The 16258-nt window shown below is 67.9% G+C and carries 17 protein-coding genes; 3 read left to right on the top strand and 14 right to left on the bottom strand.

The window, feature by feature from the left end:
- Positions 1–6: 6 nt before the first annotated feature.
- The 14 genes from ACYQ1K_RS09435 to ACYQ1K_RS09370 form a co-directional block, all read right to left on the bottom strand.
- On the bottom strand, positions 7–780 hold the full coding sequence (locus tag ACYQ1K_RS09435) for a putative phage head morphogenesis protein (RefSeq protein ID WP_459982588.1): 774 nt from the start codon (positions 778–780) through the stop codon (positions 7–9).
- Positions 743–2242 (bottom strand): phage portal protein, encoded by a 1500-nt coding sequence (locus ACYQ1K_RS09430; RefSeq protein ID WP_459982587.1) that lies wholly within the window; start codon positions 2240–2242, stop codon positions 743–745. Before ACYQ1K_RS09430 ends, ACYQ1K_RS09435 begins: the two co-directional genes overlap by 38 nt.
- 21 nt (positions 2243–2263) lie before the next feature.
- A complete protein-coding gene (locus ACYQ1K_RS09425; RefSeq protein WP_459982586.1) occupies positions 2264–3964 on the bottom strand; it encodes a hypothetical protein in 1701 nt (566 codons plus the stop codon).
- A complete protein-coding gene (locus tag ACYQ1K_RS09420) occupies positions 3945–4499 on the bottom strand; it encodes a hypothetical protein (protein ID WP_459982585.1) in 555 nt (184 codons plus the stop codon). Before ACYQ1K_RS09420 ends, ACYQ1K_RS09425 begins: the two co-directional genes overlap by 20 nt.
- 918 nt (positions 4500–5417) lie before the next feature.
- Positions 5418–5594, bottom strand: coding sequence for a hypothetical protein (locus ACYQ1K_RS09415; RefSeq protein ID WP_459982584.1), 177 nt, complete (start codon positions 5592–5594; stop codon positions 5418–5420).
- Between the two features lie 492 nt (positions 5595–6086).
- On the bottom strand, positions 6087–6974 hold the full coding sequence (locus ACYQ1K_RS09410; protein WP_459982583.1) for a hypothetical protein: 888 nt from the start codon (positions 6972–6974) through the stop codon (positions 6087–6089).
- Positions 6971–7189 carry a hypothetical protein gene (locus ACYQ1K_RS09405; protein ID WP_459982582.1) on the bottom strand — a complete coding sequence of 73 codons (219 nt, stop codon included), beginning with the start codon at positions 7187–7189 and terminating at the stop codon, positions 6971–6973. Before ACYQ1K_RS09405 ends, ACYQ1K_RS09410 begins: the two co-directional genes overlap by 4 nt.
- Before the next feature lie 205 nt (positions 7190–7394).
- On the bottom strand, positions 7395–8741 hold the full coding sequence (locus tag ACYQ1K_RS09400) for a replicative DNA helicase (protein WP_459982581.1): 1347 nt from the start codon (positions 8739–8741) through the stop codon (positions 7395–7397).
- Positions 8699–9700, bottom strand: a complete 1002-nt coding sequence (locus ACYQ1K_RS09395) for a hypothetical protein (RefSeq protein ID WP_459982580.1) — start codon at positions 9698–9700, stop codon at positions 8699–8701. Before ACYQ1K_RS09395 ends, ACYQ1K_RS09400 begins: the two co-directional genes overlap by 43 nt.
- Positions 9701–10117: a hypothetical protein gene (locus tag ACYQ1K_RS09390; RefSeq protein ID WP_459982579.1), complete on the bottom strand. Its 417-nt coding sequence runs from the start codon at positions 10115–10117 to the stop codon at positions 9701–9703.
- Entirely contained in the window at positions 10114–10362 is a 249-nt protein-coding gene (locus ACYQ1K_RS09385; RefSeq protein WP_459982578.1) for a hypothetical protein, read from the bottom strand. Before ACYQ1K_RS09385 ends, ACYQ1K_RS09390 begins: the two co-directional genes overlap by 4 nt.
- Positions 10363–10471: 109 nt before the next feature.
- Positions 10472–10777 (bottom strand): hypothetical protein, encoded by a 306-nt coding sequence (locus ACYQ1K_RS09380; protein ID WP_459982577.1) that lies wholly within the window; start codon positions 10775–10777, stop codon positions 10472–10474.
- Between the two features lie 64 nt (positions 10778–10841).
- Positions 10842–11312 carry a hypothetical protein gene (locus ACYQ1K_RS09375; RefSeq protein ID WP_459982576.1) on the bottom strand — a complete coding sequence of 157 codons (471 nt, stop codon included), beginning with the start codon at positions 11310–11312 and terminating at the stop codon, positions 10842–10844.
- Positions 11309–12721 (bottom strand): recombinase family protein, encoded by a 1413-nt coding sequence (locus tag ACYQ1K_RS09370; RefSeq protein ID WP_459982575.1) that lies wholly within the window; start codon positions 12719–12721, stop codon positions 11309–11311. The genes ACYQ1K_RS09375 and ACYQ1K_RS09370 overlap by 4 nt, the downstream gene beginning before the upstream one ends.
- Before the next feature lie 44 nt (positions 12722–12765).
- On the opposite strand from ACYQ1K_RS09370, the gene ACYQ1K_RS09365 reads away from it, so the two are divergent.
- From ACYQ1K_RS09365 to ACYQ1K_RS09355, 3 genes are read left to right on the top strand one after another with little or no spacing between them, the layout of a single operon-like run.
- The gene (locus ACYQ1K_RS09365; RefSeq protein WP_459982574.1) at positions 12766–14103 is read left to right on the top strand and encodes a YifB family Mg chelatase-like AAA ATPase; all 1338 of its coding nucleotides are present in this window, start codon (positions 12766–12768) and stop codon (positions 14101–14103) included.
- Positions 14100–15251 (top strand): DNA-processing protein DprA, encoded by a 1152-nt coding sequence (gene dprA / locus ACYQ1K_RS09360; protein WP_459982573.1) that lies wholly within the window; start codon positions 14100–14102, stop codon positions 15249–15251. Before ACYQ1K_RS09365 ends, dprA begins: the two co-directional genes overlap by 4 nt.
- Before the next feature lie 28 nt (positions 15252–15279).
- Entirely contained in the window at positions 15280–16221 is a 942-nt protein-coding gene (locus ACYQ1K_RS09355) for a tyrosine recombinase XerC (protein WP_459982572.1), read from the top strand.
- Positions 16222–16258 lie beyond the last annotated feature (37 nt).

The raw sequence follows: 16258 nt of genomic DNA, 5'->3' as shown, positions 1-16258 counted from the left end.
GTTTCTTCAGCGGAGGTAGCCGTGCTGCGAGAGCAGGGCCGTGGCCTCCTCGCGGCTCGATGCCGCGCGGTAGATACCTGCGGGGGTGGGGCGGCCCGAGCGAGCAAGCACCGTCCCTGCCTCCGTGAGTCCGGCCTGGCTGCGCCGAACGTTGACGACCTGATTGAGGTCGGCGCCGTCGAGCACGGCCTTCCGGTCAGCCTTTGACAGGTCGGTAACCTGCCCGGACTGGACCATCTCCTGCGCGTCGACGACGAGTCGGGCGTCGCCCTCGCGGACGGGGACCATCGTGCAGTCGCAGCCTGGGTGCCGCTGGAAACCGTCCGACCACCGGTAGATCCGGCCCGCCAGCACCGCACACCGGGAACACGACGGCAAGGTCAGGTGCCGCACCCACCCGAGGTGATCCGGCTCGACTACGAGCGCCGCCTGCTGGGCTGCGCGCGCGGTCTCCTGGATGACGGACTCGATGAGCCGCTGCCGCTGCCAGTCGGCGTCGACCTTGGCCGCCATCGCCGCGAACTGGTCGGCCGGCGTTGTGAAGCCGACGACGTTGAGCCGTGCCTGCGGGGCAGAGGGGATGTGCTGGTCGGCCAAGACGAGCGGGACCGCCTTCTCGGCGAGCGTGGCCGCGATCATCTGATACCGGACCAGCGCTGCCGCGGCCTGCGCGAGGTTGCCCCACACCTTCAGCGCCTCACGCGCGGCCTGCAGCGCGACGAGCGCCGAGATAGCCTGATACCTACTGGCCGCCGGCGGCGGGGTTGCCGTTGCTGCCATTCCTCAGCTCTCCCACCAGCGCCTCTCCGACCGGGTCAGGTGGACGCTCAGCGGCGATCCGCTCCATCTCCCGGTCGATCTCCGGCTCCGTCATCCCGTAGCGCTTCTCGAGGATCGTGCGGAGCGACATGCCGATCGACTTGTCCTTCGTGGCAGCGTCGGCGACCTGGGCGAGCGAGTGCATCGCCGCGTCCCGCCACTGCACGAAGCGAATGGAGTCGGTGGCGCGGATCGCGTCCGCAATGCCTTGACGGCCACGCACGAGCGCGTTGAGTGCGGCGATCTCCTTGATCGAAGGGCCGGCGTGGATCTGAAACGTCCCGCACTTCGTCGCGAGCGGGACCTCAGCGGCCGTCAGCGCGTCGCCGTTGAGGTTCGCCATCGAGTCGTTCGTGTTCAGGTAGTGGCCCGGCGTGCGAGTCTGCGCGGAGATATGCGCGAGAGCCTGCTTGATGGTCGAGATGAAGTACTCGGCCTTCGCTGAGCTGTACTGGTCGACGCCGGTCGCGTTCGGCAGGAACAGCAGCCGCCCGTTAGCGAGGTCCTCCATGTTGGCAGGCTTCGAGCCGATCACCTGGCCGTTCTCGTCGAGGATCGGCACACTGGGCGGCTCGGCACCCAGCACGATCCGGGCCTCCATGGAGGCCTGGTCGGCGTTCGCGAACAGGTACGACCACATGGCGTTGATCGCATCCTGCATGGCGATGACGCCGTCGATCTCGCTGATCGGGTTCATGCCGATCCGTGGGCGGTTCATGATCTCCACGACCGGCACGACGCCGAGCGGGTTCGGCAACGGCCACGGCTCATCGGCGATCTCGCGCGGCTTCCAGCCGCCGCCCCAGCCCAACGTGCCGGGAATCTGGAACCCTTGGTCCATCAGGCGTTTGCGGGTGTCCTCGCCGATCGCTGTCGGGCGCTCCCACTTGAACAGCGCCTCAGGCGTGTAGAGGGTCGCGTACTCGGTGTTGTCCTCGGTCCACGCCTTGATGGCATGCCGACGGAAGCGGCCGGTCGGGTCGTAGTCGATTGCGACCTGGTCAGGCCGCTCCCACGTGTCAAGCGGAATGCCCTCATTCCGTCCGTCGTCCCAGACGATCACCGCTGAACGAGAGGCGGCGACGCTCGTAAGGAAGCCCTGCAGCGACTGGGCGGTCATCTCGTTGCGTGACCAGTCGCCCCAGATCTCCTTCTCGTCGGAGGTCGTGATGTCGCCCGCCTCGCCGAGCCGGATCCCCTCGACACGCAGCCGGTCCACGGGAGCCTGGGCGACCACGTCACACCAGTTGTCCCGGAAGCCCTTGTAGCGCTCCCCGTGGAACTTCTTCCACGAGTCCGACGCATAGACCAGCGGATGCTCGCCGTCGAGGTACTTGAAGCGCTTCTCGACGAGCTTCCGGCGGTCCACGAGCCGCTCGTAGAGTCGGGCGGTGATGCTGAGTGCCTGCTCTGCGGTGAGCACCGGCCACCACCCCCCTTTGGGTCAAACGAAGTAGACGAAGTTCGGCTTGTCGACCGGCCAAAGGTTCGCGGCGGTCACGTCGCCCGCGGCCTCATGCGCCAAGATGGACGGGATCGTCATGTCGATCTTGCGGCCATCGCCCGGCTTGGTCAGGACGTAGAGACCATTCGGCTTCGGGAGCCGGCGAGTGGCGCCGATGTGCGCCTCGGTGATCTCGCATCCGTCGCTCGTGAAGCCTGAGTCAGCCTTCCCGACATCAGTCAGCAGGCGCTCGGCGGCAGCGTGCATCGGACGTGGCCGTTGCGTGTACCAACGGATGATGACCTTCTCGCCGTATTCCTCGGCCCAGCCGTCGATCTCGGTCGTCCAGTACGGCGGATCGAAGTAGCCGCGCACGAGCACGAACGTCTTCACGATGAACGCGAGACCCTTCGAGACCTCGAGCCGTGGCACCTGGCCCCCGAACTCGGCCGGATCCCAGATCATCGGCGACCCGTCAGGGAACTTCGGAGTGAACTGGTGCCCCTCGCGTGTCTCGCACCGGAAGCCGGTCCAGTCGTCCTTGTCCGAGCCGTCGAAACCGAGCGTGAGCGGTGTCTTCGGCGCGACCTCGAGGTGCTTGTAGCGCTTCAGCCAGACGTTGAGGTCTGCGAGCCATGCGCCCGCACCGGCCTTCGTCATGTTGCCGTAGAACCGCTCAGCCTGGCCGGGGTCCTTCTCGCCGATCTCCAGCGCCTCGGCCTCGATCGCGTCGAGGTTGGCGTGCGTGATGCCCTGGTAGACGAACGCGAGGATCTTGCGACGCTCCCGGGCGTTCCAGAACGAGAACTGCTTCCCGTCCGGCCGCTTCAGTGACGGCTCAAGCTCGGGATTGAGCCAGAACCGGAACACGTCCGGCCGCTTGGTCTCCCAGGTGCGCTGCGCGACCGAGTCGTCAGCCGGGTCCCACGGGTTCGTGGTCTCGATCGACCGCCCGCCCATGCCGGCCGCGCCACGACGCTGCGTCTCGGCGACCTTGCGGAGCTTGTTCGTGTCGGTGAACGTCCCGGTCTCATCCTGGCCCGCGAAGATGATCGGGTTACCCAGTCGACCCAGCGCCGACGACGTGACGGTCTGGATCATGCCGTCACCCGGCAGGCGAGTGAACTCCTCGCCGACGTTGTACAGGTGCGCGTCGGGGCCGTACTTCAGCATGGCCTTCAGCGGCTCATAGACGTTGTCGACCTGGTCCTCGTTGGTCGCGAGCATCTGGATCAGCGGCTTGGCCCACCGCTGCCCCATCGGCTCGCCGGCCGAGTAGGTGTATTCCCAGCCGCAGTAGCAGTCGAAGTCCGAGCATCGGTAGACCTCGCCGCCCTCAGCCCAGCCAGCGAAGACGACCGGGCCGGCAGCCTGGCCCTTGATCTTCTTCGCCATCCACGGGCCCTTGCCGCACTTCTGCGGACCCACGTAGAGCACGCGGCGGTAGTGGAACGCGGTTGCGAGATTGCCGACCTTCGCCTCGGGGCGGATCCGGTACCAGTTCGCTGACACCCAGAGCTGCTGCGGGTACTCAATGAAGGGCAGCGGGTTGCCGTCCGCGTCGCGCTTGACGCCGACGAGCGGGTCAGAGACGACGCAGTGCCGCTCCTCCCAGTCAATCGCCACCCATAGGACCGGGAAGTCAACGATCCACGTGTCCTCGCCGCTGGTCGACCTGCCGTCAACGACCGCCGTCGCCATTGACGACCTTCATGCGGTCGCGCGACGACGTCTGAGGCTCCGGCGCGGCGGCCTTCTCCTCGCGCTTTTCCGCGACGACGTCGACGGCGACCTTCCAGCCCATCGCCGCGAGGCCGGCGTCAGTCATCCCGATCTGGTCCGCGAAGCGATGAAGGCTGCCCTTGTCGGCCGCCGTAGCGTCACCGGACTCGCATATGACGAAGGTCCGGCAGTAGAGCGCGACCGTGTGAAGGCGCCAACGCTGCGACGGCATCGACCAAGCACACGCCTGCGGAGTTGACCACAGCCATGCCCAAAGATCGGCCTCTCGCTCCTCGACGCGGTTCGTCTCAGAGGAATCGAAGACCTGGACCTGCTTGCCGGACTCGTCCCACTCCTTGCGGAACACGTCACGCCGGGGAAGCGGGAACTCGGGCACTGGCCCGTCGAACCCCTCTGCAGGAAGCGACGCCAGTGAGTAGCCGGCGAGCGTTGATCGCAGAGAGTTCGGGTCCTTCATGGGGCCGGACTTGTTCCGAGCGCCACCACTGGCCATGCTCATCTCCTTCATCGGCCTTGCGCCGAGTCGGACCGAGATAGCGCCTTGCGCGCTACCTCGCGAAGCGGGGGGTGCGAAATGTTTGAACCCGCGCGACCTTCCGGAACCCTTCCCCGCGGTCCTGTCGGATGGCGGCGAGGGGGACTACCCCCACTAGGTCGCTAGACTTAAGTGGGATGCAGTGTAGGTCGACTCGTCGGACCTCACGCTGTTGCACCAGCGGTGCGCGAGCCGGAGGTTCTCGGGCGAATGGTCGGGCTCAGAGGTCCACGACTGGCACACGATATGGTCGAGCGTCGGAGCCCATACGTTACTCGGGTCTAGCGTCATGAGGTCTCGATCGACTGGCTCGAAGCAGAGTTGGCATGTCCACTCGTCGCGCTCGTAGATGTCAACCCTGATGCGCATGGGGACAATGAAGCGGCCTCGACGTGCGCGGGCCGAGTTGTCCGCGCATCGCCTGGAGCAGAAGGTGGCCGCTGGCTGGTTGTCCACGAAGTTGGTCAGGCACCACGGGCAGGTTCCCGCGTACCACGTGCGAGGCGCCATGATCCGCTGGCGAGCCGGGTGACCATGGGGGAGTTCGCACTGATCGCGTTGGATTGGCCCAACGAGTTCGCGGGAGTGCTTGCGGTTCTCGGTGCGGTACGCGAGCCCCTTGCAGTAGTCCGAGCAGAACCGACCACTGGGCCTAGAGCTCAGGAAGTCGGCGTTACAGACGCTGCACGTCCGCGGGTATCTCGTCGGGGCGCCATGCGTCTGCTTCCAGTGCTTGGAGCAGAGACCGCGTGCCCGGTGAGCCTTGTCGCAACCATCGACGGAGCAGGTACGCTGAGCCACGTCGTTCCCCTTCCGCGGGAATGACCAAGGCCCCGGCGACTGCAATCGCGCGGGGCCTATCTCATTGGTTCTGATTCAGTTGCGATGGCTCGGGTGTGGGCAGCCTCCGCGTGTGTTCGCGAGGTTGCACTGCTCGAGGTGCTCGGCTCCATGGATCACGCTGCGGTCGTCGTCGCAGTGGCCGAGCGAGAGTTGGTGCGGGAAGACGACGTCGCCACAGCGCCAGCACGTGAAGACCTGGCCGTTGCTCATGGCCTGTGCGATGCGCTTGCGTTGACGATCGTAGTCCGCATCGTACCCACGTTGCTGGCGTGTGCCTCGTGCCCTGTCGCGCACGCGAGTGTGGTCCTCGCAGCGTGTGGTGTTGGTCAGCTCGTAGCAGCCGTGTTCGATGCAGACCTTCATGACCGCTTGAGCGCGAACGCCTTGCACCGCTCGCACTTGCTCTGCCCGACACTGCACGCGCGGTCACAGTGCGGGCAGAACACGATGCTGCCCTTGAGTGTCCGAGTCTCCTCGCCGCACGCGCAGGTCTCAGGTAGGTCGTTGCTCATGTTCCATCCCGTCCGACGACGGCCGCTGATCCCGGGGACGGTCGTCGGCGGCGGGTGGTCCCGACGTCACTCGTGCGAATGCCCGACGTCGGCAGGGTCCAATGCACAAAGCCCCCGCGAGTGCGAGGGCTTCGGCTGGATGTATCTGGGGACGCTTCCGCCACCAGATCTTGTGACAGGCTATCGCAACTCAGGACGCATCCGCCACTTCCTCATCGTCGGCGGGTCGCGTCGAACCCTCGGCCGTCAGTCGGTCCAGCACCTCGCCGAACCAGTAGCGCCGCGGCCCGACCTCGTCGCCATCCTCGTCGACTGCCCGGTGCACGACGAGCTTGCCCCGTTGGCCCCATTGCCGAATGCGAGCGTCGAGCCTAGGGACACTCTGCTCGGTGTCGACCAGGGCCACGATCGCCTCGGCCATCCGCTTCGATGGCGCCACCCATCCGCGTGCCTCGTCGAGCACCTTGTCGAGGTGGTCGCGCGCATACGTGGTCGCCCCGCATCCCTCGCACGTCACCCACCTCAGTCCCGGCACGACATGGGTTGGCTCCTCGCAGCGTCGGCAGGCACCCGCGTACCAACCCGGAGCCACGCGCCCGGTCAGCGCGAGCAGCCGCTCCTCGTGCTCAGCGATGCCGCGCACGAACTCGCCTGCCCACTCGGTCGTGGCTATCGAGGTCAGGTGGTCCGCGAGCGCCACGCACAGCCATGTGAGCACGAGAGGCTGACTCAGGTCCATCCCGTCGGGCAGGTCCCCGACGAGCACCGCATCGGCGAACGTGAGTGGCCTCGGGAAGCCGTCGCGGTCGTCGAGCAGCGCCCGAGCCCACGTCGTCACGGCGTTGTTCGCCTCGTCGAGCGCCCGGATCACCTTGTCCTCGCCGGCACCTGAGCCCAGAGCCCCGGCAGGCAGGCGAGATCCCGGCACGGGCCGACTCCCGGCGCGTCCCGGCTTCCATCGCGAGAGGTTGCGGAAGTAGACCGGCAGGAGGTCGAGGTTGATCGCCACGCCGCGCTGGCACAGGTCGCACAGCGCGAGTCCGTTGGTCGTCGTCGCTCCACAGTGCTGGCAGTTCATCGCTTCCTCCTGCGTGCTCGTCGGCGTCGGTCGTAGGCGGCGTGCATGGCGGAGATCTGCGGCACCTCTCGGCGGTGGTGGCGCAGTCGGTGACGCTGCTCGGCAGTCTGGAAGGCGAGGCTGAGGCGCTGGAGCGCTGCCGCCACCTTGCGCATGGCGTTCGTGAACGCCGTCGTATCAAGCTTCAGCGTGACGCTGACTCGTCGCTCGCTCACGCTTCCCCCTCGTCACTCGGTCGGGCATGGGGCTGATCGGATGGTGTGAGGCGGGCCAGGACGAACGACGGCGCGATCTGCGCGGGTGAGTGCATCTGCCACTCGCGGCACGAGCGGCAGCAGCACGTGCCCGTTTGGCGGGCCACCGACAGGCAGTCGGCATCCGGGGTGCCACAGTTCTGGCAAGGCAGCGGATCTGAGTCGGTCATGCCATCCCCCTCGTCGGGCTCCACTCGATGGATCGCAGTTGTGCGTAGCCGCCGGCCACCTGCAGCCGGGCCGGTCCGCGTGGCCCATGTCGGTTCTTCTCGACAAGCACCTCGACCTCAGGGGTGTCGTCGTCGGGTCGGTGCATGAGGAGCACCTGGTCTGCGTCAGCCTCGATCGCTCCCGACTCTCGGAGGTCAGTCAGGGCCGGCTTCTCACGCTTTGCTCCCTCGCGGTTGAGCTGAGCCATTGCGACGACGCATGCCCCAGTCTCACGAGCGAGCAGTTTGAGGCCCCGGCTGATCTCCGCGACCTCCTCGGCTCGGTTGGCGCGGCGTTCTGCCGGACGCACGAGCTGCAGGTAGTCGACGACGATCAGGGCGAGGTCGTCGCGGCGCCGCTGCATGTCGCGCGCGAGCGACCGGATCCCCGCGACGGTCAACCCTGGGGTGTCGTCGACGGCGATGGGCATCTCGTTGATCTCGGCGTACTTCTGGTTGATCTTGTCCCACTCAGATGGGGGCGTTTGGCCGGTCTGGATTCCGCGGAGGCCGACTGTTGCGTGGGCGGCGAGGAGGCGCTGTCCGACCTCACGCTCGGGCATCTCGAGCGAGGCAAGGACGACCGCGTGCTTGTGGTGGTGAGCCACGTGCAGGGCGAGGTTCGTCCCGGCCAGCGACTTGCCGACGCCGGGCCGTGCGCCGATGACGATGAGGCGACCGGGGCCGATGCCGCCGATGTAACGGTCAATGTCTGGCCACGGCGTGGAGATCGCCTCCTCTGTCCCGTTCTCCGCCACGTCGAGCACATCGGGGAGGAGGTCGGCCAGCATGCGCGCCTTGGAGACCTGCTTGCCAACGGTAGCGTCGTCGACCGACTGGCGAGCTGCCTCACGTGCTTCGGCGAGATTCATACCTGGGTCGCCGGCGATGTCCTGGACTCGGACGGCCGCGCGCTGGAGGTTGCGGCGCCCGGACGCGTCGATCACCAGTTCGGCGTAGTACGGCGCCGACGTCACCATCGGCGAGGCTCGAAGCCAGTGAGCCAGGTCGGCGCCGTCCACGCCGCGAATTTTCGCGTCGAGAACAGCCTTCGTGACGGCGACAAGATCCGGCGCGATGCCGGAGCGGTGAAGCCGACCGATGATGGACCAGACCTCTCCGCGCTGGGGGTGATAGAAGTCGTCCGGGTCGACGAGCTCAAGCAGGTCGTCGAGATCCGGGCATCCGAGCATCGCGGCGCCGAGGAGCGAGATCTCAGCCTCGTTAGCCGCGACTGGAAGCGGGATGACGTCAGCGCTCATCAGCTCGCCGCCCTTTGTGCCGCCACCTGCTCGCGGAACCATCGGTCGTACTCCTCAGGCGAGAGACCGGGCGGTGGGTCTGCGATCGGGTCAGCCGTGTAGGCACGCGACGAGCCTGTGTTCGGACGCTCGTCGCGCCAGTGCTCGCCATTGAGCCAGCGGCTCGGATCGAAGATGAATCGGCCACCCTGGTTGTTCTGGCGCTCCCAGGTGACGTATGCCGCGGCCGCAGAGATCAGTAGATCCTCAGTCACTCCCGGCTTCCGAAGCGCTCGCCGGTACTTGGTCTCAGCGTCCTTCCTCCCGACCTTCTTGCCATAGGCGTCCCAGAACTCTTCGAACCGAGAGGGCTTTGTTTCGTCCGACTCGTCGGACAAAACGCTTGTCTGGTGGTCGGTGGATGGGGGTAGGGGGATGGGGGTAGGGGGAAGGTGGAGCGCGCCCGCGCGCACATGGGGGGTATCGGAGTGGGTATCGGCTACCCCTTCGGATGGGCATTCGACGGCGTCGGCGAAGTCTCTCCGAAGGGCATCGACTACCCCCTCGACAGACTCTCGGGTTGACGGCTGGTCGCCGTTCGGGCCACCCGGTCGGCTGTTCAGTTCGTCGAGGGGCAGGCGGTCGAGCTCGGCCCGAAACGCACCGCGCAATCGGGGCGACTCGATCTGCTGAGCGTCCTCACGCATACGCAGCATGACCTTCGGCTGCTTGTAGACGCCATCGTTGCGGACGAACGTGCGGATCAGGACTTCCTCGGTGTCTTCGTCGGCGACAATGAAGCCGCGCGCGTCGAGGTAGGTCAGGTCATCACGGATGTTTGCCGGGTTGATGCCCTCGGCCTTCTTTGCCCAGCGGTTGACCCGCATCGGCACCAGGCCGGCGTGCGACAGGTCGGGTTGGGATAGCAGGAACATGAAGAGTCGCTGCGCGGTGGCCCGCATCGCGATGAAATCTCCGTCGTTCCAGATCGCGGCCATGATGCGGCCGTGAGAGCGCGCCACCTAGGCCTCCTGTGCGGGGACGGGCCAGACCTGCTCCCAGACGTGCCCATTCGGGCACGAGCAGCCCTGATGGCGCCTGCCGAGGTGGTCGTCGTAGGTCAGATCGTCACTCGTTGCCCCAGCTCGGCAGGTCGGACAGATGGGCCGGGCCCGTAGGCCAGGCAGCCCACGACCAAGGAAGGTGGACCAGCCGGTGTAATCTGCCGCCCTGTGTGCCTCCGTCAGGAGCATCGTCGCGAGGCGGGATGCATCCTCGGGCTCGAGTTCGAGAACAAGGCGGCCGTCATTGATGATCACAGCGACCGCGCATCGCTTGTAGTCGTCGTGGACGAACGTCCTGACAGCGACGGACCTTCCATTGAGGCTGTGAACGTCCGCCTCCAACTCCGCCGCGCTGACGGTGCGCTCGCCGATCATGCGGCGTCTCCGTCAGCGGCTTCGGTCGACGACGCGGTCGGCATGGTCGCCGGCCGCAGAAGCGAAGCTAGGCGATCACGCTGCTCGGCGGTCAACTCGGGCGCCTCGTCGACAACACGCTTGATGTACTCCTCAAGCCGGGCTGCGCGTAGGTTGCGCCGGGCATCGAGGAGCTCGGGGTCGTCAGGGGTGCGAGATCGAGTGAGCGAGGCGATGCGTGCTCGCTCGTGAGTCCAGGTGGACATGAAAAACGCCTCCGGGCATGGGAAGAACTCCCGCCCGCTGAGGCGCTGACTTGCCGGGATTAACCCAATCCCGGCTCGGGGTCGGCTCTCGCTCTGCCGTCCGACTGCTTCACAACATAGCAGCCAGGTCGAATAGACGAAATTCCGACACTCCGCACGCCCGCATCCGGTCAAGCAGGGGCGCCAGCGTCTCGAGGCGGACCGTTACCTCTGGGCGCCGACATTTGCGGCAGATCAGCTTCAGACGCATGCGCCCCTGGTTCTTGTCGGTGGGCGCACCGTCCGCGCCGATGATCTGAGTCGCCTGCGAAACTACAGCCTCAGTGCTGCCTCCCTGAACGCCCCAGTGGACTCCGAACGGTCGCAACTCGGCCGTGTCGTTTGCCAGAACATATTCGAAGCCAGCCACGAACACGCGCGCTGGATGCGCTTTCGCGTCGCAAAAGATGACCAAATCCAGCGAACCCTGGCGAGTCCCTCTAGCCATGCGGGTGTCGGCCCCGCATCTCCTGGACCAGACGAGAGAGCATCGAGATCGACATAGTCGCCTCGAGGGTAACGATGCCTTCCCCTGGGAGTGAGGCGTCGAAGTCAGACAAGCGCCACATCTCATGGACGTCCTCAAGGCGACGACTGAGTTCGTTCCATGTGTCGTCACGCATAGTCAGGGTGCTCCCACATGCGGCGCACGCTTCACGGATCCGCTCCCGATAAGGCTGCCCATTCTGAGCCTGCAACCGCTTGTAGACCGGCCTGCCGTCTTCCCAGTCCTCGATGTAGCGCACCGCCTCGCCGGCTTCAATTGGAACCGTCTGCGAGATCCAGAGTGCGCTGGACCGCTCGGCCGACTCCGGCGACCAGTTGGCGACCCATACCGCTCCCGGGACGTCCTCGAACGCGTTGCCGGGGTGCTCGCAGCAGGTAACTACGAATTGGAAGACCGTCGTCATGCCTGCCTCCACTCGATCCGAATCGACTCGGGGTCGAAGTATGGTTCGCCCGGCTTCCAGCCCCTCGGGCGTCCCTTCTTGCCCGGCAGGAACGTGACGGTCATCAACGCGCTCACAATAGCCCGCTGAGCGTCGAGATCCGCCGATAAGTATGTGGCCGCCGGATCTTGCGCGGTCAGGACCGCGGTCGTCGGCCCCGCCGTGGCAACGGCGACGTTGAGCAGGTCAAGCCTCCTAGCTGCCGTCGTCAACTCCGCCTCGAGGGCCGCGGACCGCTTGGCGAGCATTCGCTCTGACAGTGCGGTGTCAGTGGCCAGCGCGTCGAGGCGCGCCTCAAGTGCCGTGACCGTCCGACGGAGCTCGGCTGCTTCCTCAATCGAGTCAGGGTCGACGACCCAGAGGAGATCACTCAGATCAGCGCGTGTCAGACGCTCGACGACGACGCCAGTCACCAACTCGTCGGCGAGATCCTGGCGGCGCATCGTGCATGCACGACCCTTGCAGCGGTAAAACGGCCCGGCGTTCGTCTGGTTATGCCGCATGGTCTGTCCACAGACGCCGCAGACGGCGATGCCTGTCAGTAGCCAGCGCGGACGGCTAGACGTGAAGTTGGTGCGGCGCTTCGGGTCGTTAAGAACGGCGCAGACAGCCTCCCATTCGTCCCGGCTCACTAGTGCCGGCCAGACGGCCGGCGAGAGAGTGCCCTGATGATCGAGCAGGCCGGCATTCCGGGCGCGCTTGAGTATGCGCCCGACGTCGGCGGGCCGGATGGGATTCTGGCCACGTGTCGTGACGAGGCCAGCGGCGCGCCATTCGTCAGCGATGCGACCCAGAGACATGCCGTCAAGCACCTGGCGCGATGCTTTGCGGACCGCCTCAGCCTCAGCCTCCCTGATTGCCACGCCGTCCGCCTCATACCCGAACGGCCGTGGCCCACCGCGATAGGTGCCCTTCTCGGCGGACTGGCGCTTGGCTCGCTTGACGCGTTCGGCGGTACGTTCTGCCTCGGCGGCGTCGGCGACCGCCTTGAATCGGGCGACCATGCGGCCATCAGCGGTCGCCAGGTTGTCCTCACCGCTCACGACGGTCGCCACTCGGACACCCGTCGCCCTGTGCAGCTCGAGCACGTCCTCCAGTTCAAGCGGTCGTCTCGTGAGCCGGGAGTTGGAGTAGGCGAGCACGGCCGTGATGCCACCCGCCCGCACCCGCTCAACCATGGCGGCGTACTTCGGGCGCGCCTTCGACGAGTTGGTTGACGCGCTGACGTCGTTCTCGATGTAGACCGCGGCGACGTCAAAGTCGAGACGGGCGGCGAGCGCTCGACAGTCGTCCTCTTGGCGCTCGACACCAATCGCCCGCCCCTCAGGGTCGGCGCTGATGCGGCAGTAGATCAAGGCCTGTCCGTTCACGGATGAAACCGTAGCAGTTAAATGCGTCGCTTCGTACTCTCGACGTGGCCATCGCCGTCGCGGTGCTCGCTGCCACCGATGTGGTGCCTCGCGCGGCGCTCGAGTCCACCGCCCTGATCGGCGAGCTCAGCCTGGACGGTGGGCTGCGTCCCGTGCCCGGGGTGTTGCCCATGGTGCTGGCCGCCTCACGGCGCGGGGTCCGCTGCGTCATCGTGCCGGAGCCACAGGCGCGCGAGGCGGCGATGGTGCCGGGCGTCGCTGTGCTCGGACTCCGCTCGCTCGCGCAGGTCGTCGCCGAGCTCCGTGACGAGGAGGTCCCCGCCGCCCCGCCGGTGCCGGAGCCGACCTCGCGCTCCTACCTCGGGTGGCGCGGACAGGCACGGCTCGACGAGCTCGACATGGCCGACCTCGTCGGCCTCCGCGAGGCGAAGTTCGCCGTGGAGGTCGCGGCCGCCGGCGGTCACCACCTGCTGCTCACCGGACCGAAGGGCTGCGGCAAGACCTCGCTCGCCGAGAGGATCCCGGGGGTGCTGCCGGACCTCGACCCCGAGGAGTCGGTCGAGCTGACGGCGATCCGCTCGCTCGCGGGCAGTCTCGACCCGACGGCCGGCCTGGCGAGGCGGCCGCCGTACTCCGCACCTCACCACGACGCCACCAAGGCGAGCCTGGTCGGGGGTGGCACCGGCCGGGTGCAGCCCGGTCTCATCAGCCAGGCCCACGGCGGAGTGCTCTTCCTGGACGAGTTCCCTCTGTTCCGCACCGACGTCATCGACGCCCTGCGTGAGCCGCTGGAGAACGGCGACATCACGATCGCGCGCGGAGAGGAGTCGGTCACGCTGCCCGCCCGGACCCTCGTCGTGCTCGCGTCGAACCCGTGTCCGTGCGGCAACAACGTCACCACGACGGGTCACCTGTGCACCTGCCGGCCGAGCGAGGTCCGGGAGTACAACCGGCGCGTGCGGGGCCCCATCGTGGACAGGATCGACATCACCCGTCCTCTGCAGCCGCCGGTGTCAGGTGACGGCGGCCCGCTCGAGCGCCGGGACTCCAGCGAGACCATCAGGTCGCGGGTCGCCGATGCGCGGGCGCGCCAGCTGGAGCGGTTCCGAGGAGAGGGCTGGCGGCTCAACGGGCAGGCTCCGAGTGCGGCCCTCCGCGAGCGCTGGCCGCTGACAGCGCAGGCCGAGGAGACACTGACCAGCGCCTTGGTCAACGGCAGTCTGACGCGGCGCGGCGCCGTTCGCGTCCATCGGCTGGCCTGGACGGTCGCAGATCTGACAGGCGTCGAGCGGCCAGGCCGCGCCGAGCTCATGAGCGCGTTGGCGCTTCGGTGCGGCGACCCGCTGCGCGATGACGTCGTCTCGGGGGTGCGGGCGGGATGACGGCCCCGATGAGCGACGAGCGCTACGACGAGCGTCTTGCACGCCTGACGCTGAGCCTGATCTTCGAGCCCGGCGACGACAGGGTGGTCAAGCTCTGTGCCGAGCTCGGTGCCCGTGAGCTCGTGGACCGGCTGCGGTCCGATCGAGCTGCGGCGGAGATCACCACCGACGCCGGCATCCGCCTGCCCTCGGTGCAGCCCGAGCGCGAGCTCGAGCGGGGCGCCCTCATCGGCCTCCGGTTCGTGATCCCCGGCGACCCCGAGTGGCCGCCGCAGCTCGACGACCTCGTCAACGCGCCGCCCCTGGTCCGACGCGGTGGACCTCCCTTCGGCCTGTGGGTCCGGGGCACGCGTCGCCTGGGCGACCTCGACCATGCCCTCGCCATCGTGGGCAGTCGCGCGGCGACGACGTATGGCACCGACACGACCGCACGCATCGCCGGCAGCGTCGGTGCCGCAGGATGGGCCGTGATCTCGGGAGGCGCCTACGGCGTCGACCAGGCCGCCCACCGCGGCGCGATGGGCGTCGGTGCCACCACCGTGGCGGTGATGGCGCACGGGCTCGACCGCACCTACCCGGTCGGCCACGTCGCACTGGTCGACGCCATCGCGGAGGCGGGACTCGTCGTCTCGGAGCTGGCCCCCGGGGCCGCCCCCTCGAGGATCCGCTTCCTCGCCCGCAACCGCCTGATCGCGGCGCTGGGTCGCGGGACCGTGGTCGTCGAGGCGCAGGTCAGGAGCGGGGCGCTGAACACCGCCAACTGGACCGGCCGGCTGCAGCGGCCGCTGATGGGCGTCCCAGGACCTGTGACCAGTGCCTTCTCGGCCGGCATCCACGAGCTCATCCGCGCCGGCGCCGCCACCCTGGTCACCTCCGGGGACGACGTGCTCGAGATCGTCGGCCGGATCGGGGAGCATCTGATGCCGGTGAAGCGCGCGCCGGAGCGGCCCCGCGACCGGCTGACCTTGCGTCTGCAGCAGATCCTCGATGCCGTGCCCCTCGGGCAGCCGGCCTCGACCGAGTCCGTCGCCCGGACGGCCGGAGTGGGCATCGTCGAGGCGCGAGGGGGTCTCGACCAGCTCGAGCGTCGAGGGCTGGTGGCCTACGAGCTCGGCTGGAGGCTCACCGAGGCCGCGATGACCAGTTAGCCGAGGGGCACGCGACTAGAGTGCTGCTGTGACTGCTGGGGCTGATGAGGGCGAGGGTCTTCCCGAGCCGCTGGCCCGCCTGCTCGGCGACTACGAGCGCCACCTGCGGTCGGAGCGCGACCTCACCGAGCACTCCGTGCGGGCCTATGTCGGCGACATCGCCAGCCTCCTCGACCACGCGCGCCGGCTCGGGCTCGACTCGGTCGGCGAGCTTGACCTTCGCACGCTGCGCAGCTGGCTGGCCAAGCAACAGACGACGGGCCATGCGCGCACGACGATCGCGCGTCGCGCCACGGCCGCCCGCGTCTTCACAGCGTGGTTGGCACGGACCGGGCGCATCGCCGTCGACGTGGGGTCCGCCCTCCGTGCCCCGCGGGCCCACCGGACGTTGCCGCCCGTGCTGCGGACCGACGAGGCCGAGGACCTCATCCGCTCGGCCACGGCGCTTGCCGATGACGGCAGCCCTGTCGGCCTGCGTGACGTCGCGATGCTGGAGGTGCTGTATGCCACCGGCATCCGCGTCGGCGAGCTCGTCGGCCTCGACGTGGACGACCTGGATCGCGACCGGCACCTCGTGCGCGTGCTGGGCAAGGGCCGCAAGGAGCGCACGGTGCCGTACGGCGCCCCCGCCGCTGACGCCCTCGACGCCTGGCTCGTCCGCGGTCGTCCGGCGCTCGCCGGCAGCGACGCCCGGGGGGCCCTCTTCGTCGGCACCCGGGGCGCTCGCATCGACCAGCGCGCCGTGCGCACGCTCGTGCACCGGCGGATCGCCGACGTGCCCGGAGCCCCCGACATCGGACCCCACGGGCTTCGCCACAGCGCGGCCACCCACCTGCTCGAGGGCGGGGCGGACCTGCGCTCGGTCCAGGAGATGCTCGGCCATGCCTCCTTGGCCACGACGCAGCTCTACACCCACGTCAGCACGGACCGGCTGCGACGGGCCTACCAGCAGGCGCACCCCCGGGCATAGGTCACGTTTCGGCTCTCGTCCGGTGCTCGCCCGGTGC

It is taken from the genome of Nocardioides sp. AN3 (assembly GCF_054653495.1).
This window is presented reverse-complemented; position numbering and strand designations above follow the sequence as displayed.

What these genes read in the sequence shown, in the direction of transcription:
- ACYQ1K_RS09410 (WP_459982583.1), bottom strand. Translation starts at nt 6,974, where the DNA reads ATGAACTGCCAGCACTGTGGAGCGACGACGACCAACGGACTCGCGCTG.
- ACYQ1K_RS09420 (WP_459982585.1), bottom strand. Translation starts at nt 4,499, where the DNA reads ATGGCCAGTGGTGGCGCTCGGAACAAGTCCGGCCCCATGAAGGACCCG.
- ACYQ1K_RS09390 (WP_459982579.1), bottom strand. Translation starts at nt 10,117, where the DNA reads ATGATCGGCGAGCGCACCGTCAGCGCGGCGGAGTTGGAGGCGGACGTT.
- ACYQ1K_RS09435 (WP_459982588.1), bottom strand. Translation starts at nt 780, where the DNA reads ATGGCAGCAACGGCAACCCCGCCGCCGGCGGCCAGTAGGTATCAGGCT.
- ACYQ1K_RS09385 (WP_459982578.1), bottom strand. Translation starts at nt 10,362, where the DNA reads ATGTCCACCTGGACTCACGAGCGAGCACGCATCGCCTCGCTCACTCGA.
- ACYQ1K_RS09375 (WP_459982576.1), bottom strand. Translation starts at nt 11,312, where the DNA reads ATGACGACGGTCTTCCAATTCGTAGTTACCTGCTGCGAGCACCCCGGC.
- ACYQ1K_RS09415 (WP_459982584.1), bottom strand. Translation starts at nt 5,594, where the DNA reads ATGAGCAACGGCCAGGTCTTCACGTGCTGGCGCTGTGGCGACGTCGTC.
- ACYQ1K_RS09400 (WP_459982581.1), bottom strand. Translation starts at nt 8,741, where the DNA reads ATGGTTCCGCGAGCAGGTGGCGGCACAAAGGGCGGCGAGCTGATGAGC.
- dprA (WP_459982573.1), top strand. Translation starts at nt 14,100, where the DNA reads ATGACGGCCCCGATGAGCGACGAGCGCTACGACGAGCGTCTTGCACGC.
- ACYQ1K_RS09425 (WP_459982586.1), bottom strand. Translation starts at nt 3,964, where the DNA reads ATGGCGACGGCGGTCGTTGACGGCAGGTCGACCAGCGGCGAGGACACG.